The sequence below is a fragment of the Nocardia africana NBRC 100379 genome (assembly GCF_001612635.1).
In the GTDB taxonomy this organism is placed as follows: Bacteria; Actinomycetota; Actinomycetes; order Mycobacteriales; family Mycobacteriaceae; genus Nocardia; species Nocardia africana.
In genome coordinates, this window is the sequence record NZ_BDAV01000008.1 from 33,291 (window position 1) to 59,337 (window position 26,047).

The following is a 26,047-nucleotide window of genomic DNA, read 5'->3' on the forward strand; positions in this document are numbered from 1 at the left end:
CCTTATGGCCATCACCGATATCGACGCCTACGCCCATCTGACCCCCGAGGACATCGAGGCGCTCGGCGCCGAACTCGACACCATCCGCCGCGATATCGAGGAGTCCCGCGGCGAACGGGACGCCCGCTACATTCATCGCACCATCGCCCTGCAGCGTGCCCTGGCCGCCGGCGGCCGGGTGACGCTGATGTTCAGCAACCGCAAGGTCGCGTGGCTGGCCGGCACGGCGATGCTCGCGCTGGCCAAGATCATCGAGAACATGGAGCTCGGCCACAATGTGATGCACGGGCAATGGGATTGGATGAACGATCCGGAAATCCACTCCTCGTCGTGGGAGTGGGACACCACCTGCCCGAGCGTGCAGTGGAAGCATTCGCACAATTTCGTCCACCACAAGTACACGAATGTCGTCGGAATGGACGACGATGTCGGCTACGGAATCCTGCGGGTGACCCGGGACCAGCGGTGGGAGTGGTGGAACGTCGGAAATCCGGTGTACAACCTGATATTGGGGACCTTGTTCGAGTGGGGCGTCGCGCTGCACCACCTCGAGGTGGAGAAGATCCGCCGCAAGGACAAGACCTGGCGGCAGGCGTTCCGGGATCTGCGCATCATCGGAACGAAGGTCGGCAAACAGGCGGCCAAGGATTATCTGATCTATCCGGCGTTGTCGGGGCGCAACTGGAAGACGACGCTGACCGCCGACGCCACCGCCAATCTCATTCGCAACTACTGGGCCTACATGGTGATCTTCTGCGGCCACTTCCCCGACGGCGCGGAGAAATTCACCACCGAGGAAGTCGCGGAGGAGGATCAGCCGCGCTGGTATCTGCGACAGATGCTGGGGTCGGCGAACTTTCGCGCCGGGCCGGTCATGCGTTTCATGAGCGGTAACCTCAGCCATCAGATCGAGCATCACCTGTTCCCCGACCTGCCGAGCAACCGGTACGAGGAGATCGGCGTCCGGGTCCGGGAACTGTGCGACAAATACGACCTGCCGTACACGACCGGTTCGCTCGGGCACCAATACCTGCAGTCGTTCCGGACGATCGCGAAACTGGCCCTGCCCAACGCGCTGCTCACCGCGACCTCCGACGATGCTCCGGAGACCGCCTCCGAGTTGCGGTTCGCGATCCGCGACGGCATGCGCGCGCATTTCGGTGTCGACCCCGAGACCGGCAAGCGCCGGGGGCTGCGCACGGCGCTGCGCGAACTGAAGCAGGCGCCGGTGCGGTCGGCATCCTGAACGCGCGGTGAGGACAACTCCTATCGAAGGCCGGACCGCCGCCGGGACGAGGCCCGGCAGCGGTCCGGTGTTCGATGCCGGTCAGCCGACGTCGTAGACGCAACTCAGCCGGCCGTCGGGCAGTTGCTCGAATTTCCGCAATTCGAGCGGATGGCGAGCACTCGCGGCCGCGAACAGGGCCGGGCCTTTTCCCGCGATGAGCGGGTAGACGATCAGGCGAATCTCGTCCACCAGGCCCGCGTCCAGGGCGGCGGCGGTGAGGGCGGCGCCGCCCATGAGGTAGATGTCTCGTCCGGGTTGCGTCTTCAGGGCCGCGACCTCGTCGAGGCCGCGCAGGAATCGCGTAGTCGGCCACGCGGCCGCACTCCGCGTCGTCGAGACGACGTAATGCGGTGTGCGGCGGGCGAATTCGACCCATTCGAGCTCGCCCGGGGTCGGCGTCGCACCGGTCTGGGGCAGGGGCTCGTCCGGGTGGTCGCCGATCGCCGTCCAGTACGGCTCATAGCCGTCGTACATCCGGCCGCCGAGCACACAGGCGTCGATCTGCGGGCTCAGGCCGTAATCATCGGACCAGCCGTGCACCCAGTCCGCATATCCCTGCGCCCCTTCGTATTTCCCGTCCACCGAGATCTTCATCGCGGCGATGAGCTTGCGCATGCTGCTTCTTCTTTCGTTCGGTCGAGGTGTGGGGACATCCGCCGGTGGGATCACGGCAGCGCCGTCAGCCCCTCGGCGGTGAGCCGATAGGCCGCCGCGGGGTCGCCGCTGCCGGCGAGTTCGAGCAGGGCCGCGCCGGCGATCTCGGGAGTCAGCGGCGCACCCAGGCGATCGAGGTACTCCTGCGCGCTCCGGCCGGAGCGGGCCGCGTAGGCGCGCACCGCGGGCAGGCCGAGGCTCGTGGCCGGAGTGAGCTGCGGCAGGACCGCCGTGAACGTGAGGTCCGCGCCGGCGCGCCGGGCCTCGTCCTGGGCGTAGCCGGTGATGAACCGCTGTGTCGCCTTGGCGCCGGCGTACCCGCCGCTGAGCGGCGAACCGTTGACGGCGGCGCCGCTGCTGACGACGATCACGCGGCCTCCGGGCGGCAGCGGAGTCAGCAGCGCTTCGCGCAACCAGTGAAAGGCGATGCGCACGTCGGTATTCCAGTTCGCCGAGAACGTCTCCCAGGTGTGGTGGTGCAGCGGCCGCATGAGCGGGGCGGCGCCCGCCACGAGGATCAGGGTCTCCGGGCGGTGGCGGTCGAGCAGCGCTCCCGGCACGGCCGGATCGGACGCGTCGGCGACCTCGATGTCGATGCCGGGAGTCTCGCCGGCCAGTTCCCGCAGCGCGGACTCCGTGCGCGCCACCGCCACGACCGCCGCACCGGCGCGCGCGAACGCGACGGCGATGCCCCGGCCCAGGCCACGGCTGCCACCGACGACCATCGTGCGGCGGGACGCGGTCACGACGCCACCGCCACGGCCTGTACGGAGGCGGCGTTCGCTCGCTCCAGGCTCTTGACGACACCGTCGTCCCACCCGGCCGCGATCGATGCGGACATCGGGTCGGGGAAGATCTCTTCGCGGCCGTCCGCGAGACCGGACAGAATGGCGCGGGCGGCCAGAGTGGTGGGGACAGACATGATGGTGCTCCTACTCGGTGTATTCGATGTGTCCACCTGTGTGACGCACGCCGGCCCGATCCGTCATCGGTGGCGGCGGCGCGTCACCGCCGACAGCACGAGCGGCTCGGACCCGGGATTGAGCAGCCGTCGCACCGGCACGACGGCGGGCGCGAGGACCGCTCCGGCGGCGAATCGGGCCCGCCGGCCGCCGCGGCATTCCAGCTCCAATTCGCCGCTGGTCACCACGACAAGGACGTCGGCCCAGTCGGCGGCGACGTAGTCGAGTGCGTCCCCCGGCTGCAGAACCACGCTCCAGCGCCGCACTCGCCGAGAGTCCATCAGCTGTGGGACGGCAAGGCGGGAGGCAACGCGAACGCGGCGAACAGCTCCGGCTGGTGGAACAGGGCGATCTCGGTCAGTGAATCACCGTCGACGGTCAGCACCCCGATGGCGAAGGCATCGAACGTGTCCGCGCCCGGTTCGCGCCAGTACAGTCCGAACGCCGGTTGCCGGTTGGCGGCCGTCGGCAGGAGCCGCCAGCCGCTGCCCATCTCGCCGAAGACGTGGTCGGCCAGAAACGCGCCGATGTCGCGGCGACCGGCGAACCAGACCGTGCCCGGCGGCATGATCAGCGCGGCGTCCTCGCGCAGCAGGGCGACGAGTGCGGCCGGATCCGCGCTCTCCCACGCGGTGATCAGCTTCGCCAGCGCCCGGCGTTCGGACGCGGTCGACTCCGGTCGCCACCGATCACGTTGTGCGGGAAGGTGTTCCGACAGCGTGGCATGGGCCCGTTGCAGCGCGCTGTTGACCGCCGCCCGGCTGACTCCCAGGGCGGCGGCGGTGTCGGCCACCGACCAGTCCAGCGTGTCCCGCAGGATCAGAACGGCGCGCTGGCGCGCGGGCAGGCGCTGGATCGCGGCCAGGAACGCGAGCTCGATCGTCTCCCGGGCGGTGACGACCGCCTCCGGTTCCTCCCCCGTGGCGGCGCCCCCGTCCAGCAGCCGATCGGGATAGGGCTGCAGCCACGGCACGTCCACCGAGACCAGCTCGTAGCGATGCGGATCCGCCGGGCCGGCCAGATCGACCGGCCACGCTCGCGCCTTGCGCCGCCGCAGCGCATCCAGGCAGGCATGGGTCGCGATGCCGTACAACCAGGCACGCAGCGGAGCGCGGCCCGCATAGGAGTCCAGCCGGGACCACGCCCGCACCAGGGTCTCCTGCACCGCGTCCTCGGCATCCTCGACCGAACCGAGCATGCGATAGCAATGCACCTGCAGCTCATGCCGCAACGGCTCGACCAGCTGCGCGAACGCGATCTGGTCACCGTCGCGCGCTGCCTCCACCTTCTGATCCATATCTGTATGACGCATCCGGGCCCCATCGTTCATCGGTCTGCCGAAAACATCAGTAGGCACTTTCACATGTGCCGGCCACGACCACCGGGCGCCATGCCCGGGGCCGCCGAACTGCCGGTGGGCGTGATCGGCTGCGGTATGTCCGGCCCGCTGAATCAGCATGCGGGAGGCGGGATTCCGTTCCTCGTGATCGAGAAGAACCGGGCTCAACCCCTTTTCCGCCTCATCGGCCAATGGCGATCGATCCGCGCACCGGACCCGGACGAGTACGAAATCGATTGAGCCGCGACACTACTCGGACATATGACCAGGTGAGGCGGCGTTGCGATCGCCTGGTGCACGGTGTGGGATGCCTCACGACGTGAGTCGGCGAATTCCGGTTTAGCCGTGACCGGAACCGGTCAATCTGCACACGACGTCCTCGGCTCTATACGCAGGGCCGGTTCGCCGTGTGTCGGTAGAAGAGGTCACGCCAATCCATGGCTCCCATCCCCACTGGCCGCAACGACAACGATCCAACCGCCTATGTCGCGGTGCGGAATGCGTTGTCGCAGGCCTTCGAACTGGTCGACGCGATGCTGCGGTCCGATTACGCGGACCCGGAAGGCCCCGGCGCCGAACTCCCCGGCGCCGAAGCGGTATCCGTCACGCAACTCCGAGCGCGCGGCGGTCGCGGTAGCAATCTCGCCCTGTTCCCCCGTGGCGCCGGTCTGCTCCAGCGCGTCGAGCGGGCGGTGCAGCGCTGCATCGGTCATACCCAGCTGCGCAGCATCGTCGCTGTCACCGGGTCGGCGGACCAGGTACCGGACGCGGTGGCCGACCAGGCCGAAGCCGTGGTCGCCGACACCGTCGCCGCTGTCGTCGCGCATGCGGGCGCCGCGGCGGTCGTCGTCACCGTCACCGTGGCCGACGTTCTCACTCTCACCATCGACACCCTGGACACCACCGGCACCACCACCGCCGACGCACTTCCCACGGCCACCGTGGCGACCGTGCACGCGCGGGCCCGCGACGTCGGCGGCTGCTGCCGGGTCTTTCCCGGCGGCCGGGTCTCCTGGACCGCACCGCTGCCGCCGCACGGCAAGGACGCCACGGTCCATCCGATCATGTTCTGACGCGGTGTGATTCGCCCGGCGGGTCAGGGCTGCGGTTGCTGCCGGGTGAGCGTGTCGCGCAGGTGGTCGCGTTCGACGGTCAGGGCGGTGTTGCGGGCGCGCAGGGCGCTGTTGTCGTCTTCGAGGTCGAGAATCCGCGCGATGGCCGACAGATGGATGCCCTGCCGGGTGAGCGCGGTGATGCGCTGGAGTCTGGCGAGGTCGTCACCGCTGTACCGCCGGGTCCCGCCCGCGCTCCGCGCGGGGGTGATCAGACCGTGTTGCTCGTAGAGGCGCAGGGTGTGGATTTCGATACCGGCGAGCTCGGCGGCCACCGATATCGAATACACCGCCCGGTCCGACCCCGGCAGATGTCCCTCGCGCCGATCCGAACCCATCCTGCTCCCTTCTCCGTGCGGCAACCAGTTTATCTCTCACTACTCCTTGCACTCTCCTGGCCCGAGTGCTAAATAAATCTGTGTCAGATAACAGAGGTTATCTGAGGTTCCTTCGAGCGATAAAGGAGTGAACTGAGGTGGCGACCATGCTGATGCGCACCGATCCGTTTCGCGATCCGGACCGTTGGACGCAGCAGGTGTTCGGCACGCAGGCCCGACCGGTAGCGATGCCGATGGACGCCTGGCGCGAGGATGACGAGTTCGTGGTGGAGTTCGATCTACCCGGCATCGACCCCGATTCGCTGGGTGTGGACATCGAACGCAACGTGGTCACGGTGCGGGCGTCGCGCCCCGAGCACGATTCGGGCCGGTCGATGATCGTGGCCGAACGCGTTCGCGGGGTGTTCCGGCGTCAGGTGATGCTGGGTGACAGCCTCGACACCGATCACATCCGCGCCGACTACCGCGACGGCGTACTCCGGTTGCGAATCCCGGTGGCGGACAAGGCCAAACCACGCAAGATCAGCGTCGACCGGGTCGACAGCGAGCGGCAGGCGATCACGGTCTGATCGCTGCACGGGTGGGCCCGGTCGGCTGCGGCTTCCGGGCCCACCCGTGCGCGAGGAGCCCGTCACGACCGTTTTCCCGACCGTATCGATCAGTCCTGGACTTCTCCCCCATGCCGATGACGATTACGACCGCCTCGCCTCTCGACCACACTCGCGACCTCGATCCCGATGCGGTCGTGCGGTGGCCCGACCCCAGCCCCCTGCAATCGGGGTGGGACACCGTCATGCGTGCCACCCGCCGCGCCGACAACGACACCGAGAGGAGGAAGTTCGCATGCCGATAGCTCTCACGCTGGCCGGCGGCGCCGGTATCGCCGCTGCCGTCACCATCGCGTACGCCACCGTCGCGGCGACCTATTGGTGGGAGATGCGCACCTGCCGGCCCGACTCCAGCGGCGAGTAACCGGGCGAATTCGTTGCTCCGATGGCTATGCTCGGTGCGACTGGGGCGTCGGCGAGTTCGGGGCGGTCGTCGGCGCCGCGCTGACCACGAGTGACCGAGGAGCCCCGGTGACCGTCATTCACAACCTGCCCGCGCACGTGCTGTTCGTCCATTTCGTCGTGGTCTTGGTGCCGTTGACCGCGATCCTGGAAATCGTGTGCGCGCTGTGGCCGGCCGCGCGCCGGGGAAATCTGATGTGGCTGACACTGGTGCTGGCCGTGATCGTCATGGTCCTGACGCCGATCACCATTCACGCCGGCCAATGGCTGTACAACCTGCGCCGCAATCCCGACGAAATCCTGCGCGAGCACGCCGAACGCGGCGAGACGATGCTCTACTTCGCCATCGCCCTGCTGGTCGTCGCGCTGGTGTTGACCGGCCTTCACCTCGCCGAACGCCGCGGCGCCGACCTGCGCACCCTCGCCACGATCACCGTCGTCGTGCTCGCCGTGGTCGTCGGCATCGCCTCGATCGTGCAGACCTACCGCGTCGGCGATGCCGGGTCCCAATCGGTGTGGGGCGACGAGATCGCACGTCTGCAGAAGGCCCGCGGCGACTGACCGACGCCGCTCCGGCACTGCCGCCGTCGCGCGGTCAGCGGCCCGCCGACGTCACCATTCGGGCGCGGCGGGTGAGGGTCGCTCCGATGCCGTCCGCGGCCGCACGCACCGATGCCACATGACTTTCCGGATGGAATCGGTGCGACGCGCCCGCGATGCTGATCGCCGCGACCACGGTGTCGGCCTCACGCACCGGCGCCGCCACGCACACCAATCCCGGTGCCGATTCCTCGAATTCGTAGGCCACGCCCTCGGCGGCGATCCGGTCGAGTTGCGTGCGCAAGGTGCCGGGCAGCACGATCGTGCGGGGAGTGTGGGCGCGGAGCGGGCCGGTCAGCACGCGATCGCGCAGCGACCGATCCGCATGAGCGAGCAGCGTTTTCCCGATCGCCGTGCAATGCACCGGCATGCGGCCGCCGATCCGCGACGGCGCACTCGCTTGGCGCCGGCCGCCGATCTTGGTCAGATACACCACGTCCGTCCCGTCGAGGACACCCAGATGCACGGTCTCGTGGATGCGTGCGTTCAGTTCCTCGAGGAACGGGATCGCGACCTCGAGCAGACTGCGCTCCACGGACGCGCGCATTCCGAGTTCGAACAGGTGGCCGCCGAGGCGATAGCCGGCTTCGGTCCGTTCCAGTAGCCGGACGGTGACCATATCCGCCAGCACCCGGTGCAGGGTGCCCTTCGGCATCCCGGTGCGCCGGCCGATCTCGGCCAGGCTCAGGACGCCGTCGTCGATCGAGAACGATTCGAGGACGGCCATCACCTTGCCCAGCACGGTCGAACCGTCCACCGGCCGTGCGCCGATCCTCGCCGACTCCGCGGTACTCACCCCACCGAGCGTACTCGACGTTCCGCTCAGTGGAACGAAAAGCTGGTGCGGCACCTGCTCCGACGCGACAGTGAAGGCTCTCCCCCTCACCTACTACGCCAGGACATTGGATGCCGACACCACGACTCGACGACCGAACCGCCGCGGCCACGACCGCCGCGGCACACCGGCTCAGCACCGCGGCTCGCACCGCCACCCCCTGCCGCCCCGTGCGTGACCTGATCGGGTCGGACGACGTCGCCGCCGCCTACGCGGTGCAGGCGCAGTCGACCGCCGAACGGGTCGCGGCGGGCGCCACGATCGTCGGCCGCAAGATCGGCCTGACCTCACCGGCGGTGCAACAGCAACTCGGTGTCGGCCAACCCGATTTCGGCGTCCTGTTCGACGACATGCAATTCCGGCAGGACACCCCCATCCCCGCGAGCCGCCTGCTGCAACCCAAGGCCGAAGCCGAGGTCGCGTTCGTGCTCGCGCACGACCTCGCCGACGGTCCGCTCGACGACGAGCAGGTGCGCGCCGCGGTGGACCACGCCGTGGCCGCACTGGAAATCGTCGACAGCCGAATCGCCGACTGGGACATCACCTTCGGCGATACCGTCGCCGACAACGGCTCGAGCGGACTGTTCGTCCTCGGATCGCAGCGCCGCACCCTCGACGAGTTCGAACCCGTGTCGGTGCGGATGACCATGTCCATCGACGGCGCCGAGGTGTCCACCGGGACCGGCGCGGCCTGCCTGGGTGACCCGCTGCGCGCGCTGGCATGGCTGGCGCGCACCGCCCGCGAATTCGGCGAACCGCTGCGCGCGGGCCAGGTGATCCTGTCCGGTGCGCTCGGCCCGATGGCCGCGATCACCGCCCCCGCAACCGTCACGGCCGACATCTCCGGGCTCGGCTCGGTGACCGCCGTCTTCATCGAGGAGTGACAACCATGAGCGACACACGTGGCGCCGTCAAGGTGGCCGTCATCGGATCGGGCAATATCGGCACCGATCTGATGATCAAGGTGATCCGGCATTCGACCGTCCTGGAAATGGGCGCGATGGTCGGCATCGATCCGGAATCCGACGGCCTCGCCCGCGCCCGGCGGCTGGGCGTGCCCACCACCGCCGACGGTGTGCAGGGGCTGCTTCGGCTGCCGAACTTCGACGAGATCGAGGTGATCTTCGACGCGACCTCGGCCAAGGCGCACGCGGCCCACGCGGCGATCCTCGAGCCACTGGGTAAACGCCTGGTCGATCTCACCCCGGCGGCGCTGGGCCCGTTCGTCGTCCCGGCGGTGAACCTGGACGAACACCGGCACGCCACCAACGTCAACATGGTCACCTGCGGCGGGCAGGCCACCATCCCGATCGTCGCCGCGGTCTCCCGCGTCGCACCGGTCCCCTACGCCGAGATCGTCGCGTCGATCGCCTCGAAATCCGCCGGCCCGGGGACGCGGGCGAACATCGACGAGTTCACCGAGACCACCGCGCATGCGGTGCGGACCGTGGGCGGGGCCCGCCGGGGCAAGGCGATCATCATCCTCAATCCGGCCGAACCGCCGCTGGTCATGCGGGACACCGTGCTGTGCCTGACCACGGCTCCGGACGCCGCCACGCAGGAGGCGATTCGCGCATCGATCGAGGAGATGATCGCGCAGGTCGCCACCTATGTGCCCGGCTACCGGCTCAAACAGCAGATCCAGATCGCCCCGATTCCTTCCGACCAGCCGGTGCACACCCTGCAGCCCGCCGACGGCGGGCCCGCGCCCACGCATCAGGTGAGCGTCTTCCTGGAAGTGGAGGGTGCGGCGCACTACCTGCCCGCCTACGCGGGAAATCTCGACATCATGACCTCCGCGGCGATGCGCTACGCCGAATCGGTCGCCGACACGATCGCCGCCCCGGCAGAACAGGGAGCCTCGCGATGACCACGCAACTGTTCATCCAAGACGTCACCCTTCGCGACGGCATGCACGCCGTGCGCCACCGCATCACTCCCGAGGACGTCGGCGCGATCGTGGCGGCGCTGGACGCGGCGGGCGTCGACGCCGTCGAGGTCGCCCACGGGGACGGGCTCGCCGGCGGCAGCCTGAACTACGGCCCCGGCAGCAATACCGACTGGGAGTGGATCGAGGCCGCGGCCGACAACCTCACCCATGCCCGGCTGACGACCCTGCTGCTGCCCGGCATCGGCACCATCGAGCATCTCGAGCAGGCCTATCGGCTCGGCGTCCGCTCGGTGCGCGTGGCCACCCACTGCACCGAGGCCGACGTCTCCGCCCAGCACATCGGCAAGGCCCGCGAACTCGGCATGGACGTCTCCGGCTTCCTGATGATGTCGCATATGGCCGAACCCGACCAGCTCGCCGAGCAGGCCAAGCTGATGGAAAGCTATGGCGCACACTGCGTTTACGTCACCGACTCGGGTGGCCGGCTGACCCTGAACGGCGTCCGAGACCGGGTGCGCGCCTACCGCCGCGTCCTCGATCCGGCCACCGAGATCGGCATCCACGCGCACGAGAATCTCTCGCTGTCGGTCGCCAATTCCGTTGTCGCCGTGGAGGAAGGCGTCACCCGCGTGGACGCCTCGCTCGCCGGGCACGGCGCGGGGGCGGGCAACTGCCCGATCGAACCGTTCGTCGCCGTCGCCGACCTGTACGGCTGGAAGCACAACTGCGATCTGTTCGCCCTCCAGGACGCCGCCGACGATCTGGTGCGGCCGTTGCAGGATCGCCCGGTGCGAGTGGACCGCGAAACGCTCACCCTGGGCTACGCCGGTGTGTATTCCTCGTTCCTGCGCCACGCCGAAGCGGCGGCGCAACGCTACGGATTGGACGCCCGCACCATCCTGCTCGAGGTCGGCCGGCGCGGATTGGTCGGCGGCCAAGAGGATCTCATCGTCGACATCGCCCTGGATCTGCTGGGTGAATCCAGCACCGCGACCGCCTGAACCCCGAAGGGCCACCGAGTACGAACTACTCGGTGGCCCTTCGGTTTTCGCAAGCGTGCGGTGGACATATCCGGGCGGCGGCATCGTGGCCGCGGATGCCGATCGGAGCACGGCGGCGAATGGCTCGCGGAGCGCATCGGGGCGCCCCGCGAGCCGCGTGAGTGCCGGATTCAGTGCCCGGCGACGAAGCCGGCGACGAGCCGGTTGAACTCCTCGGCGTGCTCGATCATCGCCCAGTGCCCGCAGCGGTTGAGCAGCACCGCGCGGCTGTCGGGAATGTGCGCCAGCAGGAACAAGGTGTTCTCGTAGGAGACCACTCGATCGTCCTTGCCGTGAACGAGCAGTGTGGGAGCCGAGATCTCGCCCAGCCTCGAGCGATCGACCCACTCCGGGATCGGCGTACCGGCGGCCAATCCCGCCACATAGTTGCGCAGATGCTCGGGACGCGCCAGCGCCGCGTCGGAACGCGCCTCGACCAGCTCCGGGGTGGCGAAGCGCGCCTTGTCGAAGGTCATCACCTCCACCAGGCGACGCATATTTTCCGGGGAAGGATCCTGGTACGCCGCGATCAGGACCTTCAGCCCTTCGGAGGGGCCGTCGCCGGCGCCGAACAGGGTCGGCATCTTGCCGATCGGCGGGCCCATGGTGATCAGATGGCTGACCCGTTCGGGATGGTGGATCGCCAGCCGCAGCGACGTGTGACCACCCATCGAATTGCCGACGAAGGCCGCCTTCTCGATCCCGACCGCGTCCAGGAATTGCACCGCCGCGCCGAGGTGGTCGAGCCGGTCGATAGTGACCGCGTCCGATTCGCCCCAACCGGGCATATCGACGGCGTAGACGTGGAACCGTTCGGCCAGTCCGGGGATGTTGCCGGCGAAGTTGGACCAGCCGGTGGCCCCGGGACCGCTGCCGTGCAGGAGCACGATCGGCTGCGCGTCGGCGGGTCCGGCCTCGTAGTAGCGCAGTGTCCAATCGGGGGTGGCGACCGTGCGGGCCGCCGACTCCTGTGTGATCGTCATCAGTGGGTCGTCTCCTCGTGTGCGATATTCGTGAACGGCGCCCGGCCGAGCAGATCGTGGACCGTCTCGGGCGCGCGATGACCCCAGCTGTGCAGCCGGTCGAGGGTGCGCACCTGCCAGGTGTCGTCGTCGATGAGCAGTCCGCCCCAGCCGTATTCGATCGAGAAACCCGACGGCGTGCGGACGTAGAAACTGAACATGTTGTCGTTCGGGTGCATCCCCAGCGTCATCTCGAACGGCTGCGCGGCGTCGAGGCAGCGGTCGTAGGCCGTACCCACGTCGCGAATGTCGCTGACCTCGATCATGAAGTGGTGGGTGCGTTTCGGATGCGGCATCTCACCGAACGCGACCGAATGATGACGCGGATTGCAGTGCAGGAAGATCAGGTCGGCGAAGACGCCGGGGGCCAGTTCCTCGACGATGGTGTCGCTGACGCGGAAGCCGAGCAGCCCCTCGTAGAAGGCCATGTAGTCCGCCCGGGCCACGCCGCGGGCGAGCAATACCTGATGGCCGGCGCCGCCGGTGCCGGTGACGAACGAGCCGAGCAGCACCTCGGATCGGAACGGCGTCGGCGCGTCGGCGAATCCGGTGACCAGTTCGATGCGGTTGCCCATCGGATCGGTGGTCAGCACGATCCGGTCGACATGGCGGGAATCGGCAAGTGCGGCATCGCCTTCGGTGACCTGCGCACCGGCCGCCCGCAGCGTCGCCGCGAGCCGGTCGAGCGACTCCTCCGAGTCGACCTCGTACCCCGAGGCGACCAGATCGTCGGCGGGGCCGCGCTGAATGCGCCAGCGGAAGGCCCGCTCATCGGTGCGCAGGACGAGACGGTCGGCGTCCTCGTCGGCGAGTTGCATACCGAGCAGATCGCAGGCGAAATGCCGCCAGGCGGCGAGATCACTCGCCTCGTAGACGACGTAGGCGAGTTCTTTCACTCCGGACATGGTGAATGCTCCTGATACGGGCGGGTTTTCGGCAGGTGGGTGCGGCGAGGCCGTGCACGTCGTCGGCCGCCACGAAGCGATCGGGACGCAGCGCGACGGCACGGCTGCCGTACCGCCGCAGCCATGGGCCCAGGACGTCGTCGAGGTCGACCAGATCGTCGCGGCCGCGGGTGTGGACGGTGCGCGGGCGCACCGCGACGTAGCGGGCGCCGAGTGCATCCCAGCCGGCCTTCTCCTCGGGGGTGAGCAGGCCGGCCGGGTCGAGATCGTCGCCGAGCAGTACGAATCCGTCGCCGAGCAGGTCGTCGAGCCGGGTCATACGCCCGGCCGTATCGCCGACGATCGGCTGGGGCACCATCCGGCCGATGATGCTGGCGTCGGCGATCTCGCCCCGGAGCCATCCGGCGGTCAGGGTGGGCGGGGCGGTCAGGGGCGGTTCGTGCGGGGTGACCAGGCCCTCGGGGACGGCGTTCATCGCATCGATCTCCGCCTGGGTGGCCTCCTGTTTGATGACCCGGCCCAACTGCACGGCCAGATTCGTATAGGACGCCGCGTTGGGCCGGCGCTCGGCCTCGTACGTCGCCAGCCAGGCCTCCGGCAGCGCGCCGCGCAGCACCCGGCCGAGCTTCCAGCCCAGGTTGTGCGCGTCGCGCATCCCTGTCTGCATGCCGGCCCCCGCCCAGGGCGGCATCAGATGCGCCGCATCGCCCACCAGGAAGATCCGGCCGTTGCGCCAGGTGTCGGCCATCCGGACGTGGTGGCGGTAGAACGCGTATCGGTGGATGTCGACGTCGTCCGCGGTGACCCCGATCGCCTCGAGCAGCGGCCAGACCTCGGCCGCGGTCGGGAAGTCCGCCTCGGCCTCCCCGTGCATGAGGGGCAGCTCCCAGCGGTGATTGCCACCCGAGAGCGCGATGTCGACCACCGGGCGCTTGCGGTCGGTCCAGAAGGTGAGCACGTCACGGTCGGGCCACCAGCGCCGCACCGCGCAGTCGACGACGATCCAGAGCGTCTCGGCGGTGTCGCCGTCCAGATTCGCGCCGATCCAGCCGCGCGTGCGCGAGGAGCCGCCGTCGGCGCCGATGGCGTAGCGAACGCGGCAGGTGCGGGACTGCCCGGTCTCGGGATCGGTGGTCGTGACGGTCACGCCCGTCTCTTCCTGGTCGATGCCGGTCACCTCCGCGCCGTACCGGACCGACAACAGATCGCCGTATTCTGCTCCGGCCGAACGCAATTCGGCCTCCATCGTCGGCTGGTAGATGTTGTAGAACCGCGATCGGGACCCGAGCGTGCTCGGCGGATGTTCGATCCGCATGACCTCCTCGCCGCCGTAGGTGACCCAGCGCAGCATTCGCTGCGGGTCGATCACCTTCTCGATCCGCTCGTCGATGCCGAGACTCTGGAAGATGCGCATCGTCCAGTCGTTGACCGTGACGGCGCGGGCGCGCGGGTAGATGTCGCGGTCGCGCTCGAAGGCCACGACCGAGGCGCCCTGCCGGGCGAGGGTGAGCGCGGCGATGACGCCGGACGGGCCGTATCCGATGATCGCGACGTCGGCGTCGAAATCCTGACTCATGGGGTCTCCCGGTATCGCCGATCGGACACTTTCGGACCGATCGTTCCATTCCTTGCAGCCAGCGTCACATGTGACCGCGGACACTGCCAGCGGATTCCGCAGCGCAGAACGGGCCCGCGCAGCGGCACTCGCTCGGAGACGTGCTTTTAGGCTGGCGCGCATGGAGTCCACGCACCCTCGCGCCCCGATCGCCCCACCGGCCGGCAATCGGCGCGGGCGCCGTTCGCGGGCGGAGATCCTCGACGCGGCGTCCCGCCTGATGGCCGAACGCGGGTACGCCGCCACCACCATCTCGGTATTGAGCGCGGAGACCGGACTACCGAAGAGCGCGATCTACCACCACTTCCACTCCAAGAGCGGCCTGCTGTCGGCGGTGATGGCACACGGCGCCTACGACTTCTACCGCGCGATGGCCCAGGCGCAGGCGACACCTCCGAACGGCGGCACCGCCCGCGAGCGGCTGGGCTGGTTCCTCCAGCGCACCGAGGAGGTATTCCTGTCCAAGGCCGATTTCCTGCGGCTGCACCTGATCCTGCTCATGAGCGCCGAGGCGGCCGACGCCGAGGTGGGCGCGATGATCGAGCAGGTCCGCACGGACGGGCGCAGACATATGAATCGCATGATCGCCCAGTCGTTCGTCGCCGAGGGGCCCGCCATCGCACAGGCGGTCGCGGACGAACTGGACTACTTCGGCATGGCGGGCTTCGACGGCGCCTTCATCGCCTGGCAGGCCGACCCCGCACGCGGCCTCACCGGGCAGCTCGCACAGCTCGCCGACGCCCTCGCCGCGCTGGGTGCGCGGATCGTCGCTACCCGGCGCGGCTGATATCGGCCGCTGTCACGACAATTCGCGTCCCAGCGCCGCGGCCGCGGAGCGAAGCGCGGCGACATACCGCGGCAGCGACCGCTTCTCGTATCGGACACTCGGCATCGAGACCGACAACGCCGCGACAGCGGCGCCACTGCCGTCGCGCACCGCCACCCCCACCGCCACCACGCCCCGTTCGGAGCGGCCGTCGTTGACCGCGAATTCGTTGTGGCGGATCTTCGCCAGCTCGGCATTCAGTTGCCCCAGGTCGGGTGGTGGCTCGGGCCGTTCGGTGAAGCGTTCGGGCGCATAGAGCGCCGCGATCTCGGACGACGGCAGCTCGGCGAGCAGCACCAGCCCGCCGGAGGTGCGCTGCGCGGGAAAGACCATCCCCTCCCGGCTGCCCACCCGCAGCGCCTGACCGCATTCGACACTGGCGACGAATCGGACGGTATCGGCGGTCTGGACGGTCAGGTTGGCGGACTCGCCGAGTTGATCGACGAGCCGACGCAGCTGCGGCAGCGCGGCCGTGCGCAGCCGGGAGGCCGCCGACCGGGAATGCGCGGCGAGCTCGAGCAGCGGACCGACGCGGTAGGCCCGATCGGAGTCCTGCACCGCGAAGTCGCGATACACCAGCATCTGCAGTAGCCGGTGCGCGGTCGAGGGGGCCACCCCGATCCGTTCCGCCACCTGCGAGACGGTCAGGGCCCCCTCCAACTGCAACATGGCGGCGATGCGGAGCGCGTTGTCGACGCTGGTGATGGCGTAGGCCGGCGGCGCCTTGAACGGCTGGCCCACGTCGACCACCTCACTTCTGTACAGCAGAAAAACGTGTTCTCCAGATCGGAACGACCTCCACGATAGCCGCCGGGCGCAGCCGGGCGGTCGGTAAGTGCGAACCCGGGCGGCGGACCATGAACCGATCGGCGATCAATGCGATGGCGCACCCACCATTTCGGCTGCTTCCAGGGCGTATTCGTGCCGCCCCGGGCCGAGAGCGAGCTGTTCCGGCTCGTCCGACCGTTCCGGCTCGTCCGACCGGCCCGAGGGCAGGAGGGCGCCGGCGGCGGTCGCGGTCGCGGCCGAGGCGAGCGCGGTGGCCCAGCCGACCGGCCCGAGGGGACGGCAACCGAAGTACGTCGACAGTCCGGGTGTCATCACGACCGTGCCCAGGAAGGCCGCACTGCCGGCCGCGGTGAGCCACACCTGGGGGCTGTGGCGCGCGGCCAGAACGGTCTGCCCGAGCTGGGTGCCCACCAACGCCACCAGGGCGACGGTCGCCGCCCGGCGCTCGGTACCCGTCCAGCGGGCGATCGACCACGCCACGGTCGAGGCGGCCGCGGTGGTGGAGCCGCGGATCACGATCGTGCGCCGCAGATCCGCCGCGATATCGGTGGGCGGCCGGGCGGCGAGCTGGGCGGCGAGCAGATCGGCGCGCTCCTGGTGGCCGGTCGGCTCCTCGTCGCCGGACTGTTCGGTCGCCAGCGCGACGGCCATCGCCGGGAACATGTCGGTGAGCATGTTGACCAGCAGGAATTGCCTGGTGCCCAGCGGGGCCCGCCCCGCCAGCGCGGTGCCGAGGACCGTGAACGCGACCTCACCGGCGTTACCGCCGACCAGGATGCCGACCGCATCGCTGACGCGCCGCCACATGCCGCGGCCCTCGATCAGCGCATGCAACAGCACCAGCGGGTCGGGATCGGTCAGCACCAGATCGGCGGCATTGCGGGCGGCGGTCGACCCCTGTGCGGTGAGCCCGATGCCGACATCGGCGGTGCGGATCGCGGCCGCGTCGTTGCCGCCGTCCCCGGCCATGGCGACCACCTCGCCGCGCCGCTGCAACGTGGTGACGATGCGAACCTTCTGCTGCGGGCTGACGCGGGCGAAGACGCTGCTGCGCGCGATTAGCTCCGACTGGGCGGCATCGTCGAGTTCGGCCAGATCGCTTCCCGTCACGACCGGATCGGCGGCGATGCCCAGATCGGCGGCGATGGCGGCGGCGGTGACCGGATGGTCGCCGGTGATCATCCGCACGCGAATGTCGTTGCGCTGCAACGCGCCGACGAGCGGACGCGCCTGCGGACGCGCGGTGTCGGCGAGCCCGATGAAGCCGAGCAGGGTGAGTTTCTCGACCGCGCTCACCACATCGCCCGGTGCCGCGGACAGATCCCGCCGGGCGACGACCAGCACGCGCAGCCCGCGCTCGGCCATCCGATGAATCATCCGGTCGGCGGCGCGGCGATGATCGGCGGACATCGGTTCGTCGCGATCGGCGCCGTCGTGCCGGGTCCGGATCGCGGTGCAGCGGGCGAGCACGATCTCCGGGGCCCCCTTCACGATCAGCCGCCAGTGCCGCCTCCGCGTCTGCCCCAGCGTCGCGGCGTATCCGCGATTCGATTCGAAGGGCAGTTCCTCGATCGTGTCCCAGCGCTCGTCCGAGCCGAGCTGCTCGGCGGCGTCGAGCACCGCCTGATCGGTGGCGTGCACGACCGGGCCCTCGGCGGGATCGGGGCAGGCATGGGCCGCGGCCCGCAGCAATCGGCGGGCGCGCGGGTCGTCGTCCTCCGGCGACCACTGGTGATCGAGGTCGGCCAGAGTGGTCAGCCGCAGGCGGCCGAAGGTGAGCGTCCCGGTCTTGTCGAAGCAGATGGTGTTCACCCGGCCCAGGGCCTCCACCGTCCGGCTGGCCCGGACCAGCAGGCCGTGGCGCGACAGGCGCCGGGCGACGGCCAGCTGCGCCACCGTCGCGACCAGCGGAAGTCCTTCCGGCACAGCGGCGGTCGCGACCGCCACCCCGTCTGCGATGGCCCCGCGAATGCGCTGTCCCCGCAACCATCCCAGCGCCGTGACCAGCGAACCGCCGCCGAGTGTCAGCGGCAGCGCCTGATCGCTGAGCGCACGCAACTGCGCCTGCACACCGCCCAGGCGTGGCGGCACGGCGACGGCGGCGGCGCGATTGGTTTCGGTATCGGATCCCACCGCGACGACCACGGCCACCGCGGCGCCGTTGACGATCGTGCTGCCCTCGTACACCATGCAGCGCCGCTGGTTGAGATCCGCACCGGGAGTGGCGGGGCTGTCCTTGGGCACCGTGACCGATTCGCCGGTCAGGGCCGATTCGTCGACCTCCAGATCTTCGGCTCGCAGCAGCCGCGCATCCGCCGGAACGACGTCGCCGGTGCGCAGCGCGATCACGTCACCGACCGCCAGTGCCGTACCGGGCACCGATTCGCTGGGCGGTTCGGGATCGTGGTCGAGTACGGCACGATCGACGCGGCGACCGGTGATGCGCTCGTGCGCGATCAGATCACGCAGCGCGTTCTCGGCACGTTGCCGCTGCAATGCCGACACCACCGCGTTGACCCCCACCACGCCGGCCACCAGCGCGGCGTCGCCGGGCGAGCCCAGCACGGCCGAGGCCGCGGCGCCGACACCGAGAATGGGAGTGAGCGGATCGGCCAGCTCGCGGCGCACGGTGCCGAAAAAGCGCGTCACCGGGGACAGCTGGGCGGGAATGCGGGTCAACGGCGTGATCCACGACCGCGCGGGAGGTAGCTCGTCGCGTTCGGGTTCCGGCAACCGCGTCAGCACCTCGTCGGGTTCGAGACTGTGCCAGGGAACCAGCGGTGCGCCCGACTCCGGGAGCGCGCCGCGCGCGGCCTGCACGCCCACCCACACGCCCTGCAACAACCCGCTGGCCTGCGCCGCGGTCACCGGCCACACGTCGCGAGAGCGGCCCGCGGCCAGCAGCAGGCCCGCGAGCGAGCACGCCGACAGTGCGAGGACGCGGCCGCGCTCGCTGACCTGGCGGGCGGGAGCCACCGTCAGCAGCACCCGCATCACCTGATCGAGATCGCCGCAGACCACATCCGCCGCCCACGGCATCGCCTCGACCTCGACGGCGCTGATCCGGCTCACGCCGATGGCCACATCCGCGCAGGTCAGATCGTCGGCGGCGTCGGTGGCGACCAGTCCCACCGCATGCCCGTCGGACTGCAACCGCCGCACCAGCTCCGCCGCCGGCCCCTCACGTTCGACGAATTCGTCTGCCAGGGAACGCAATTCGATGGCATCGCGTTGTCCGCGCACCACCACCTTCAGGCCCGAGGCCCGGGCGGCGAGCATCAGTGTCCGCGCGCGTGGGTCGAGTTCGCGGCCGACCAGGACCCGGCCCACCACGTCCGTTCCGTCGCACACGTCGTACCAACCGGGAATCGAGTCGGCGGGGTTGCGGTCGGGATCCGGTCGAAGCCGGAGGTCGCCGGTATCGGCCGTCGCGGGTCCGCCCGCACCGGGACCCGACCACAACAGTCGCTGCGCGGCGTTCCACACCCGGGCCGTGGTCCAGTCGGATTTCTCGGCATCTCCCGGCGCGGTCTCGCGGGTTTCGACATCGAGTACCAGGCGTCCGCTTCCGTACAGCACGCCACCGTCGATCACCAGGGCGCTCAACCGATCCAGCCGCCGCCACACCGACGGATCCATCGTCAGCACGCCGGACGCCGCCAGCAGTGACGACACCGTCGCCGCGAAACTCTCCCGGCTCGCCCGCGCGGCCTTCGGTGCGGCGAGCGACAAGGCGCGCCCGACAGACGACAGGCCCTGCCCGGCGGCGACGGCGGCGGCGCCGGCGGTCGCGGCGGCCGAGGCCTCGTCCGCGCACCGCTCGATAGGGCCGGGCGGCAGTTCGACCGGACGCTCCCGGCGTGGCGGGCACCGCAGGATGTCGCGGCCCCGGCGGTGACCGTGCTCGACCTCCCACAAGCGCCACCGAGCATGGCGCACACCGTGTTCGGTGACGGCGAGTGCCCGGTGCAGCGCATCGACGAGGACGTTCGCGGGGGTGTCACCGGCGGCCTGCGCGAGCGCGTTCGCGGTGGTGAGCAGCAGATCGGTGCGGGCCCGGCCGAGACGCTGTTCCAGCAGCCGGCGGATTCGCGGCTGCGAGTCGGCCAGCGCGACCAGCGACTGCAGCGTCTCCACGCCGTTGCGGCCGGGAATGGCCGCGCCGACGAAGGTGACACCGGCGGAGATCAGATCACCGGCCAGCGAAATCGCCGCCGACACAACGGGTTCCAGATCGGCGGGATGTTCCGCACTGGGGTCCCAGACGGTATCGGCGACGCCCACGTCCTCCTCCGCCGCGGCGATCGCGTCCACCAGATCGGGCAGCACGGCATCGTCGCGCACCGCGGCGACCACATCCCCGGTCACCGCGTTCACTCGCGTCCAGTGCACACCCGGCAGCGAGCCCACCCGCCGGTGCACGGCCTCCGCGACCCGCTCGCTGCGCTCCGACTGCAGGCCCCGCACCTCCACGACCACACGATCCTCGACGGCGGCGATTCGTCTCCCCTCCCGGCGCAGCGCCGGATTCAGCAACGACCGCACGTCCCGCTGCAATTGCGTGGCGATGTCGTCGGCCACCTCGGTCAGCCGCAGTGCGGTCCGGCCCGCCGACACCGCGCGCACGGGCAACCGCGCCGTGCCGCCGATGAGAGCCGTCCCGGTCCGGCCGGCCCCTGACACCACATCGATCAACGCCTGAAACACCGGACCTCCAAACCCGCACCAGTACCGTCGTCCGAGCTACTACCCAGGATTGCCCGAGCCAACCGCGATACGGGCAGTCCGAGCGGGGCCGATTCTCTGCGCCGCCGGCGCCGTCCGGCTACAGGCATGCGGCGACCGGTATCCGGTGGGCGAGCCCGTGCGAGGCCGGTGCGGTGTACACCCGGACCGCGTCGTCCGAGGGCTGCTCGATCGGCATCGGATCCTGAAATCGGGCGTGTTCGAAGGAACTGCCGAGGGCGAACGCGGCGCCGTCGAACCGAGCCGGCCCGGTGAACCCGGCGGCGACGAAGTCGGCGGTGCCGCGGAACTGCGCGCTGTCGAAGTACGCCCCGCCGTGGAATGCCGCCCGGTGGAATCGGGCGTCGCCGGAGAAGACCGCCAGGGGAAATTGGGCGCTGCCGCGGAAGGTGGTTCCGTCGAAGCGGGCCCGCTCGAATCGGGCGCCGAAAAATCTGGCGCGCTCGGTGAACACCGCCTCCCGGAACCACACGGTGTCGAAGGTCGCGGCCTGAAAATGGGTGTCGGCGGAGAATGTCGCGCCGTCGAATCGGGTGATGCCCGTCAGGTTCGCGCTTTCGAATATCGCGGGGCCGCCGAAAACCGCATCGGTGAAATCGGCGTCCTCGAGCTGAGCGTTGCGGAAATCGAATGTGGCACGCGACCAGCTGCGGCGCGCGCCGCGGCGGAGGTGGTCGGCGATGACGGAGACGATGGTCCGCCGGACCGCCCGGTCGTAGGCGCCGACCCGGCCGGCCGCACGGGGCAGCCGAAGGTAGCCGCAGAGGACGTCCACACATTGCTGGCGCGGTGTGGACGCGGAAGCATCGGCGATCTCGGCCAGCGTGCGCACGGCGGAAATCTGTGATCCGCCCTCACCGGCATAGAGCTGCGCGGCCGCCGACACGAACATGTCGGCCAGTTGCCACGGCCACCGAAAACGCCTGCGCCGAGAAGAATTCACCGAATTCGCGTCGCTGTCGAGCAATAGATTCGCCGCCGCGGCCATCGGTGCCGGCCGGCGTTGTACGAGCACCACCATTCGAACCTCCTAAACGCCTGCAACGCCCAGAAAAGCTCTTCACTCGCTGTAACGACGGTATAACCGGTGGAGATCCGCCATAACAATCGTCACCGAAAAGTAATCGACCGGCCGCGGCGCGCCGGTCGACCTGCGCGGAATCCGAATCCTCGGGACGGACGGAAATCGCTGTCGGATAACCGTCGCGCCATCCGATTCCCGACCCGCCGATTCGCGACCCGGAGCGCGATAAAATTCACCATGTCTCGATGTCTCATCCCGGAATGACCAGCACATGGGCGCTCGACCGGAAGGCGATGCCACCGCCGCCTTCGACCCGTCGGCCGATCGGGCGGTGAATACCGCGCCGCAACCCACCGCCGGCACGACCATGCCGCGGCCGCACGCGTCTCCCGCCGCCGACCTCGAACCCGGCGACCGGATCGACGATTTCGATCTGCTGCTGGAGTTGGGCCGCGGCGCGTTCGCCGAGGTGTTCCTGGCCCGGCAGCGGTCGATGCAGCGCCTGGTGGCGGTGAAGATCTCGACGGATCACGGCACCGAACCGCAGACCCTGGCGCAGCTGGATCACGAATCCATCGTCCGGGTGTACGACCAGCGGGTGCTGCCCGACCGGGCGCTGAAGTTGCTGTATATGCAATACGTCCCGGGTGGGACGCTGGCGTCGGTGCTGACGCGGGTCCGCGCGACGGCGCCGCGGCAACGCAGCGGGCGGCTCCTGCTGGACGCGGTCGACGAGGCTTTGGAGGACAAGGGCGAGATCCCCACGTCGAGCAGCCGCGCGCGGGACGAGATCGCGGCCCTGTCCTGGCCCGAGACCGTGGCCTGGCTCGGACGCCGGCTCGCCGAAGCCCTCGACTACGCCGAACACCGCGGTGTGCTGCATCGCGATATCAAACCGGCCAACGTTCTGCTCTCCGCCGACGGCGCGCCCAAACTGGCCGACTTCAACATCAGCTTCAGCAACCATGTCGCGGGCAGCAGTCCGGTGGCGTATTTCGGTGGATCGCTGGCCTACATGTCGCCCGAACATCTCGAGGCGAGCCACCCGCAGTTGCCCGGCACGGTGAACGATCTCGACACCCGCAGCGACATCTACGCCCTCGGGGTAATGTTGTGGGAGTTGCTGACCGGGCGGCGACCGTTTCCCGCGACCGAGGCGAAGGACTCGCAGGAGTCGGTCGAACAGCTCCTCGACATGCGCCGCCGCCCGATAGCGCAGCAATTCCTCGACGACCTTCCCGCCGACTGCCCCGCCTCGCTGTGCCGCGTGCTGCTGACCTGCCTGGCGCCGCGGCGCGCCGATCGCTGGGCCAACGGGGCGGAACTGGCCCAGCAATTCGAGCTCTGCCTGGACCCGCGGGCGCGGGAGCTGGTCGACGCGCCGCCGCACAGTCATCGGCCGCGCGGGCCGCTGTGGCCGATACCGATCCTCGCGATCGCGATCGCCGTGCCGAATCTGGCCGCCGCATGGTACAATTACTACTACAATCGAACGCTGATCGTCAGCAAACTGACGCCCGAAATCCAGCAGTCCTTCCACGATGTGGCCCAGGTGCTGTATCCGCTGGCGATCGTGGCGGCCACCCTTCTGATCCTCTACACCGCGCGGCATCTCATCGAGGTGTCCATCGGACTGCACAACGGGCGTGACTATCCCGACGCCGTGCTCACGAGCGCCCGCATCGACGCGTTGCGGCTCGGCAACCGGGTGGCCGCCATCGCGTTCGTGTTCTGGTTCTCCGGCGGCGTGATTTTTCCGGTGATGCTGAATCTCGTCGCCGGCGGCGTTCCGGGCGCCACCTACACACATTTCCTGCTGTCGCTGGTGGTCTGTGGTGCGGTCGCACTGGCCTATCCGTACTTCGCGATCACCTGGTACGTGGTGCGGTTCCTGTACCCGCTCTTCCTGGCCCACGGACGGTCGGCCGCGGCCGACGTCGAACATCTGCGCCGGCTCGCCCGGCGTACCGGCATCTACCTCACCGCGGCCGCGGCCGTACCGCTCGTGGGCGTCACCGGGATCACGTTCCTACCCGCGGCGGATATCGAGTCCATCATCTGGGCGGTGCGCGTCCTGTGCGTCGGCGGCATCATCGGCTTCATCCTCGCCTATGTGTGCTACGAGGTCATCGAGAAGGATCTCCGGGCACTCGAACGCGTCGCCGCCGCGTCCACCACCGACGCGGGCGCGGAATAGGCGAGCGCGCGGCCTCGACTCTCAGGACAGCAGCGGTCCGTCCGCCCAGCGGTACAGGTGGGCGATGGCGGGATCGACGATGGCGCCGGGCATCTCCGGGTCGAACCACCGGTCCACGCAGGTCCAGTGGTACGGGTGGAGCAGGTAGTCACCGTTGAGCCCCTCGAGGTCGGCGAATTCCTGCTCCCAGGCATGCGTCCACCTCGGGTGGTCGGCGCGACTGAGGGTCCACGACCCGATGGCCGTGATGTGGTCGGGCATCGCGGCCAGTTCGGCTTCGAAACGACTCACGACGGCCGGCGCGGTCCCGGGACGCACCCGAAGCAGCAGCGTGCGTTTGATTCGCTTGCCGGACAACGCGACTCGCGCGCCGGCGAGGCGGGTCAGTGCCACGGCGTCGGCGTCGGCGGGCCGCCCCGGCCAGGCCGCGCCGATATCGGCGCAGGTCATATCCCAGGTCATCCCGAGCCCGCCGACGCTGCCGGGTAGATCCTCTCCGCCGGAGGCGGCGGGCGGGCCGGCGACGCCGATCGGTGTGCGAATCACCCAGCGCGACATCAGCGCACCTCCTCGAGGACTCGACGCGACCGGGCCACCGCGAGTGAATCGGTCCACTGCCAGAACCGGCTCACCCCGTCGTCGGCACCCGCGGCCGCACGCATCCGATAGAACTCGTAGATCCCGGGCAGCTCCCACTGGATCAGCAGTGTCACCGTGTCGGCCGAGGTGAAGCCGCGGCACTGCCGGATCACCCGCATTCCGCGGTCACCAGCGCCGGGCAGATAGTCGCTGCGCCAGCGCCGTGACCACTCCTCGACGCGCTCCCGGGGCACGGCGATCTCGTCGATCACCGTCACCGTCGTGGTCACAGTTTGCTCACCACCTCGTCGAGGTACCGGCCGATGTATCCGGGCAGCCCCGCGATGCCGGCGGCGAACAACGACTCCTCCCCGAACAGCGGCGGGTTCACCACCAACCGCGACGCACCCGCATCGGTGTAGCCGCGGACGAAATCGACATCGAATTCCCTCGCCGGATCGCAGGATCCGGGCCACGCCGTCAATTCGACCGCGCTTTCGGCCCGCCCCGCGGCGCGCGCATGTGCCCGCACCTCGTCGGCGCGCACGGCGAAATCGGCCGGCGTGATCGTGTAGGGAAACCAGCCGTCGGCCAGGCGACCGGCCCGCCGCACCGCGGGCGCGCTGTTGCCACCCAAAACGATCGGGACCGTCCCCTCGGCCGGGCGGGGCTCGCAGTAGACGCGGTCGAAACGCACATGGTCGCCCGCGTAGCTCGCCGGAGCGTCCGCCCACAGTGCGCGCATCGCGCCGATGGCGTCATCGAGGCGCGCTCCCCGATCGGCGAAGGGCACGCCGATGGCCGCGTATTCCTCCTTCTGCCAGCCGATTCCGAGCCCGAGCAGCAGGCGGTCGCCGGAATGCAGGGCGATGGTGGCGGCGCGCTTGGCCAACACCACCGGACTGTGCAGCGGTGCGACCATCATCGCGGTGCCGAAGCGCAGTGTGCGCGTCGAACCAGCCAGAAATGCGATCGTCTCCAGGGGATCGGTCATCGGCGCCCCGTGCTCGGCACCGGGCATCCGCCCGTCCGGCGAGTACGGATACCGCGGGTCGTACTCGTCGGCAACCACGACGTGCTCGACCGCCCATGCCGACTCGACCCCGCATTCCTCCAGCGTCCCCGCCAGATCTTGCAGAAATCCACCGGAACTGATCATTCCGTCCACATAGGGCAACAGCATCCCGATCCGAGTCATGCGGCTCAGCATCGTTCGTGACCCATGACACACCCACCCTCGATCCCGGCCACCGGGACCAGCGCCCCATTCAGTGA

The 26,047-nt window shown here is 69.5% G+C and carries 27 protein-coding genes; 11 read left to right on the top strand and 16 right to left on the bottom strand.

Annotated elements, in window-relative coordinates; translation table 11 throughout:
- The first annotated feature begins 4 nt into the window (after window positions 1–4).
- Window positions 5–1,246, top strand: a complete 1,242-nt coding sequence (locus tag NA3_RS14100) for a fatty acid desaturase family protein (RefSeq protein ID WP_062964077.1) — start codon at window positions 5–7, stop codon at window positions 1,244–1,246.
- 81 nt (window positions 1,247–1,327) lie between these two features.
- Here NA3_RS14100 and NA3_RS14105 read toward each other — a convergent pair whose 3' ends face one another.
- From NA3_RS14105 to NA3_RS14125, 5 genes are all read right to left on the bottom strand, one after another.
- On the bottom strand, window positions 1,328–1,903 hold the full coding sequence (locus NA3_RS14105; protein WP_062964078.1) for a dihydrofolate reductase family protein: 576 nt from the start codon (window positions 1,901–1,903) through the stop codon (window positions 1,328–1,330).
- Window positions 1,904–1,953: 50 nt separating this feature from the next.
- Window positions 1,954–2,667, bottom strand: coding sequence for an SDR family oxidoreductase (locus NA3_RS14110; RefSeq protein ID WP_062964167.1), 714 nt, complete (start codon window positions 2,665–2,667; stop codon window positions 1,954–1,956).
- Window positions 2,668–2,684: 17 nt separating this feature from the next.
- The gene (locus NA3_RS14115; RefSeq protein WP_062964079.1) at window positions 2,685–2,864 is read right to left on the bottom strand and encodes a hypothetical protein; all 180 of its coding nucleotides are present in this window, start codon (window positions 2,862–2,864) and stop codon (window positions 2,685–2,687) included.
- Between the two features lie 63 nt (window positions 2,865–2,927).
- Entirely contained in the window at window positions 2,928–3,185 is a 258-nt protein-coding gene (locus tag NA3_RS14120) for a hypothetical protein (protein WP_062964080.1), read from the bottom strand.
- A complete protein-coding gene (locus tag NA3_RS14125; protein WP_227995078.1) occupies window positions 3,185–4,216 on the bottom strand; it encodes an RNA polymerase subunit sigma-70 in 1,032 nt (343 codons plus the stop codon). Before NA3_RS14125 ends, NA3_RS14120 begins: the two co-directional genes overlap by 1 nt.
- Before the next feature lie 78 nt (window positions 4,217–4,294).
- Between NA3_RS14125 and NA3_RS14130 the strand changes: the two genes are divergently transcribed.
- Both NA3_RS14130 and NA3_RS14135 read left to right on the top strand, forming a co-directional pair.
- Window positions 4,295–4,483 (top strand): hypothetical protein, encoded by a 189-nt coding sequence (locus tag NA3_RS14130; protein ID WP_062964082.1) that lies wholly within the window; start codon window positions 4,295–4,297, stop codon window positions 4,481–4,483.
- A gap of 197 nt (window positions 4,484–4,680) precedes the next feature.
- Entirely contained in the window at window positions 4,681–5,316 is a 636-nt protein-coding gene (locus NA3_RS14135; RefSeq protein WP_062964083.1) for a hypothetical protein, read from the top strand.
- 23 nt (window positions 5,317–5,339) lie between these two features.
- On the opposite strand, the gene NA3_RS14140 is transcribed toward NA3_RS14135, so the two are convergent.
- Window positions 5,340–5,693 (bottom strand): MerR family transcriptional regulator, encoded by a 354-nt coding sequence (locus NA3_RS14140; protein WP_062964084.1) that lies wholly within the window; start codon window positions 5,691–5,693, stop codon window positions 5,340–5,342.
- 146 nt (window positions 5,694–5,839) lie between these two features.
- Here NA3_RS14140 and NA3_RS14145 point away from each other — a divergent pair, with 146 nt between their 5' ends.
- The 3 genes from NA3_RS14145 to NA3_RS14150 all read left to right on the top strand — a co-directional run bounded on the left by NA3_RS14145 (window position 5,840) and on the right by NA3_RS14150 (window position 7,264).
- A complete protein-coding gene (locus tag NA3_RS14145) occupies window positions 5,840–6,262 on the top strand; it encodes an Hsp20/alpha crystallin family protein (RefSeq protein ID WP_062964168.1) in 423 nt (140 codons plus the stop codon).
- A 274-nt stretch (window positions 6,263–6,536) separates the two neighbouring features.
- Window positions 6,537–6,665, top strand: a complete 129-nt coding sequence (locus NA3_RS39040; RefSeq protein WP_258562241.1) for a hypothetical protein — start codon at window positions 6,537–6,539, stop codon at window positions 6,663–6,665.
- A 107-nt stretch (window positions 6,666–6,772) separates the two neighbouring features.
- Window positions 6,773–7,264 (top strand): DUF2231 domain-containing protein, encoded by a 492-nt coding sequence (locus NA3_RS14150; RefSeq protein ID WP_062964085.1) that lies wholly within the window; start codon window positions 6,773–6,775, stop codon window positions 7,262–7,264.
- Window positions 7,265–7,298: 34 nt separating this feature from the next.
- On the opposite strand, the gene NA3_RS14155 is transcribed toward NA3_RS14150, so the two are convergent.
- Complete coding sequence (locus tag NA3_RS14155) at window positions 7,299–8,030, bottom strand: IclR family transcriptional regulator (RefSeq protein ID WP_062964169.1); 732 nt, start codon at window positions 8,028–8,030, stop codon at window positions 7,299–7,301.
- Between the two features lie 179 nt (window positions 8,031–8,209).
- Here NA3_RS14155 and NA3_RS14160 point away from each other — a divergent pair, with 179 nt between their 5' ends.
- The 3 genes from NA3_RS14160 to dmpG are packed head-to-tail and all read left to right on the top strand — an operon-like array spanning window position 8,210 to window position 11,030.
- Complete coding sequence (locus tag NA3_RS14160) at window positions 8,210–9,022, top strand: 2-keto-4-pentenoate hydratase (RefSeq protein ID WP_062964086.1); 813 nt, start codon at window positions 8,210–8,212, stop codon at window positions 9,020–9,022.
- A gap of 5 nt (window positions 9,023–9,027) precedes the next feature.
- Complete coding sequence (locus NA3_RS14165) at window positions 9,028–10,008, top strand: acetaldehyde dehydrogenase (acetylating) (RefSeq protein ID WP_062964087.1); 981 nt, start codon at window positions 9,028–9,030, stop codon at window positions 10,006–10,008.
- A complete protein-coding gene (gene dmpG, locus NA3_RS14170) occupies window positions 10,005–11,030 on the top strand; it encodes a 4-hydroxy-2-oxovalerate aldolase (protein ID WP_062964088.1) in 1,026 nt (341 codons plus the stop codon). Before NA3_RS14165 ends, dmpG begins: the two co-directional genes overlap by 4 nt.
- A gap of 170 nt (window positions 11,031–11,200) precedes the next feature.
- On the opposite strand, the gene NA3_RS14175 is transcribed toward dmpG, so the two are convergent.
- Genes NA3_RS14175 through NA3_RS14185 form a run of 3 tightly spaced genes read right to left on the bottom strand, consistent with a single transcriptional unit; the run spans window position 11,201 to window position 14,572 of the window.
- Window positions 11,201–12,052 carry an alpha/beta fold hydrolase gene (locus NA3_RS14175; protein WP_062964089.1) on the bottom strand — a complete coding sequence of 284 codons (852 nt, stop codon included), beginning with the start codon at window positions 12,050–12,052 and terminating at the stop codon, window positions 11,201–11,203.
- A complete protein-coding gene (locus NA3_RS14180) occupies window positions 12,052–12,996 on the bottom strand; it encodes a VOC family protein (RefSeq protein ID WP_062964090.1) in 945 nt (314 codons plus the stop codon). Before NA3_RS14180 ends, NA3_RS14175 begins: the two co-directional genes overlap by 1 nt.
- Window positions 12,950–14,572, bottom strand: a complete 1,623-nt coding sequence (locus tag NA3_RS14185; protein WP_084491549.1) for a bifunctional 3-(3-hydroxy-phenyl)propionate/3-hydroxycinnamic acid hydroxylase — start codon at window positions 14,570–14,572, stop codon at window positions 12,950–12,952. The genes NA3_RS14180 and NA3_RS14185 overlap by 47 nt, the downstream gene beginning before the upstream one ends.
- Before the next feature lie 160 nt (window positions 14,573–14,732).
- Here NA3_RS14185 and NA3_RS14190 point away from each other — a divergent pair, with 160 nt between their 5' ends.
- Window positions 14,733–15,398 carry a TetR/AcrR family transcriptional regulator gene (locus NA3_RS14190; RefSeq protein WP_062964091.1) on the top strand — a complete coding sequence of 222 codons (666 nt, stop codon included), beginning with the start codon at window positions 14,733–14,735 and terminating at the stop codon, window positions 15,396–15,398.
- 12 nt (window positions 15,399–15,410) lie between these two features.
- Here the strand turns inward: NA3_RS14190 and NA3_RS14195 are convergent, their stop codons facing one another.
- The 3 genes from NA3_RS14195 to NA3_RS14205 form a co-directional block, all read right to left on the bottom strand.
- Window positions 15,411–16,187: an IclR family transcriptional regulator gene (locus NA3_RS14195; RefSeq protein WP_227995077.1), complete on the bottom strand. Its 777-nt coding sequence runs from the start codon at window positions 16,185–16,187 to the stop codon at window positions 15,411–15,413.
- A gap of 123 nt (window positions 16,188–16,310) precedes the next feature.
- Window positions 16,311–20,933 carry a cation-translocating P-type ATPase gene (locus tag NA3_RS14200; RefSeq protein ID WP_062964093.1) on the bottom strand — a complete coding sequence of 1,541 codons (4,623 nt, stop codon included), beginning with the start codon at window positions 20,931–20,933 and terminating at the stop codon, window positions 16,311–16,313.
- Window positions 20,934–21,051: 118 nt separating this feature from the next.
- The gene (locus tag NA3_RS14205) at window positions 21,052–21,993 is read right to left on the bottom strand and encodes a pentapeptide repeat-containing protein (protein ID WP_084491551.1); all 942 of its coding nucleotides are present in this window, start codon (window positions 21,991–21,993) and stop codon (window positions 21,052–21,054) included.
- A gap of 274 nt (window positions 21,994–22,267) precedes the next feature.
- On the opposite strand from NA3_RS14205, the gene NA3_RS14210 reads away from it, so the two are divergent.
- A complete protein-coding gene (locus NA3_RS14210) occupies window positions 22,268–24,193 on the top strand; it encodes a serine/threonine-protein kinase (protein ID WP_062964095.1) in 1,926 nt (641 codons plus the stop codon).
- A gap of 21 nt (window positions 24,194–24,214) precedes the next feature.
- Here the strand turns inward: NA3_RS14210 and NA3_RS14215 are convergent, their stop codons facing one another.
- The 3 genes from NA3_RS14215 to NA3_RS14225 are packed head-to-tail and all read right to left on the bottom strand — an operon-like array spanning window position 24,215 to window position 25,970.
- Entirely contained in the window at window positions 24,215–24,751 is a 537-nt protein-coding gene (locus NA3_RS14215; protein ID WP_062964096.1) for a Dabb family protein, read from the bottom strand.
- A complete protein-coding gene (locus tag NA3_RS14220; protein ID WP_062964097.1) occupies window positions 24,751–25,062 on the bottom strand; it encodes a hypothetical protein in 312 nt (103 codons plus the stop codon). The genes NA3_RS14215 and NA3_RS14220 overlap by 1 nt, the downstream gene beginning before the upstream one ends.
- Window positions 25,059–25,970 carry an LLM class F420-dependent oxidoreductase gene (locus NA3_RS14225; RefSeq protein WP_167354989.1) on the bottom strand — a complete coding sequence of 304 codons (912 nt, stop codon included), beginning with the start codon at window positions 25,968–25,970 and terminating at the stop codon, window positions 25,059–25,061. Before NA3_RS14225 ends, NA3_RS14220 begins: the two co-directional genes overlap by 4 nt.
- Between the last annotated feature and the right edge of the window lie 77 nt (window positions 25,971–26,047).

Coding starts and splice junctions, on each gene's coding strand:
- NA3_RS14100 (WP_062964077.1), top strand. CDS start 5: ATGGCCATCACCGATATCGACGCCTACGCCCATCTGACCCCCGAGGAC.
- NA3_RS14130 (WP_062964082.1), top strand. CDS start 4,295: ATGCCCGGGGCCGCCGAACTGCCGGTGGGCGTGATCGGCTGCGGTATG.
- NA3_RS14160 (WP_062964086.1), top strand. CDS start 8,210: ATGCCGACACCACGACTCGACGACCGAACCGCCGCGGCCACGACCGCC.
- NA3_RS14155 (WP_062964169.1), bottom strand. CDS start 8,030: ATGGCCGTCCTCGAATCGTTCTCGATCGACGACGGCGTCCTGAGCCTG.
- NA3_RS14110 (WP_062964167.1), bottom strand. CDS start 2,667: ATGGTCGTCGGTGGCAGCCGTGGCCTGGGCCGGGGCATCGCCGTCGCG.
- NA3_RS14135 (WP_062964083.1), top strand. CDS start 4,681: ATGGCTCCCATCCCCACTGGCCGCAACGACAACGATCCAACCGCCTAT.
- NA3_RS39040 (WP_258562241.1), top strand. CDS start 6,537: ATGCCGATAGCTCTCACGCTGGCCGGCGGCGCCGGTATCGCCGCTGCC.
- NA3_RS14205 (WP_084491551.1), bottom strand. CDS start 21,993: ATGGTGGTGCTCGTACAACGCCGGCCGGCACCGATGGCCGCGGCGGCG.
- NA3_RS14115 (WP_062964079.1), bottom strand. CDS start 2,864: ATGTCTGTCCCCACCACTCTGGCCGCCCGCGCCATTCTGTCCGGTCTC.
- NA3_RS14210 (WP_062964095.1), top strand. CDS start 22,268: ATGGGCGCTCGACCGGAAGGCGATGCCACCGCCGCCTTCGACCCGTCG.
- NA3_RS14175 (WP_062964089.1), bottom strand. CDS start 12,052: ATGACGATCACACAGGAGTCGGCGGCCCGCACGGTCGCCACCCCCGAT.
- NA3_RS14165 (WP_062964087.1), top strand. CDS start 9,028: ATGAGCGACACACGTGGCGCCGTCAAGGTGGCCGTCATCGGATCGGGC.
- NA3_RS14190 (WP_062964091.1), top strand. CDS start 14,733: ATGGAGTCCACGCACCCTCGCGCCCCGATCGCCCCACCGGCCGGCAAT.
- NA3_RS14105 (WP_062964078.1), bottom strand. CDS start 1,903: ATGCGCAAGCTCATCGCCGCGATGAAGATCTCGGTGGACGGGAAATAC.
- NA3_RS14225 (WP_167354989.1), bottom strand. CDS start 25,970: ATGACTCGGATCGGGATGCTGTTGCCCTATGTGGACGGAATGATCAGT.
- NA3_RS14185 (WP_084491549.1), bottom strand. CDS start 14,572: ATGAGTCAGGATTTCGACGCCGACGTCGCGATCATCGGATACGGCCCG.
- NA3_RS14120 (WP_062964080.1), bottom strand. CDS start 3,185: ATGGACTCTCGGCGAGTGCGGCGCTGGAGCGTGGTTCTGCAGCCGGGG.
- NA3_RS14180 (WP_062964090.1), bottom strand. CDS start 12,996: ATGTCCGGAGTGAAAGAACTCGCCTACGTCGTCTACGAGGCGAGTGAT.
- NA3_RS14145 (WP_062964168.1), top strand. CDS start 5,840: ATGCTGATGCGCACCGATCCGTTTCGCGATCCGGACCGTTGGACGCAG.
- dmpG (WP_062964088.1), top strand. CDS start 10,005: ATGACCACGCAACTGTTCATCCAAGACGTCACCCTTCGCGACGGCATG.
- NA3_RS14125 (WP_227995078.1), bottom strand. CDS start 4,216: ATGCGTCATACAGATATGGATCAGAAGGTGGAGGCAGCGCGCGACGGT.
- NA3_RS14140 (WP_062964084.1), bottom strand. CDS start 5,693: ATGGGTTCGGATCGGCGCGAGGGACATCTGCCGGGGTCGGACCGGGCG.
- NA3_RS14215 (WP_062964096.1), bottom strand. CDS start 24,751: ATGTCGCGCTGGGTGATTCGCACACCGATCGGCGTCGCCGGCCCGCCC.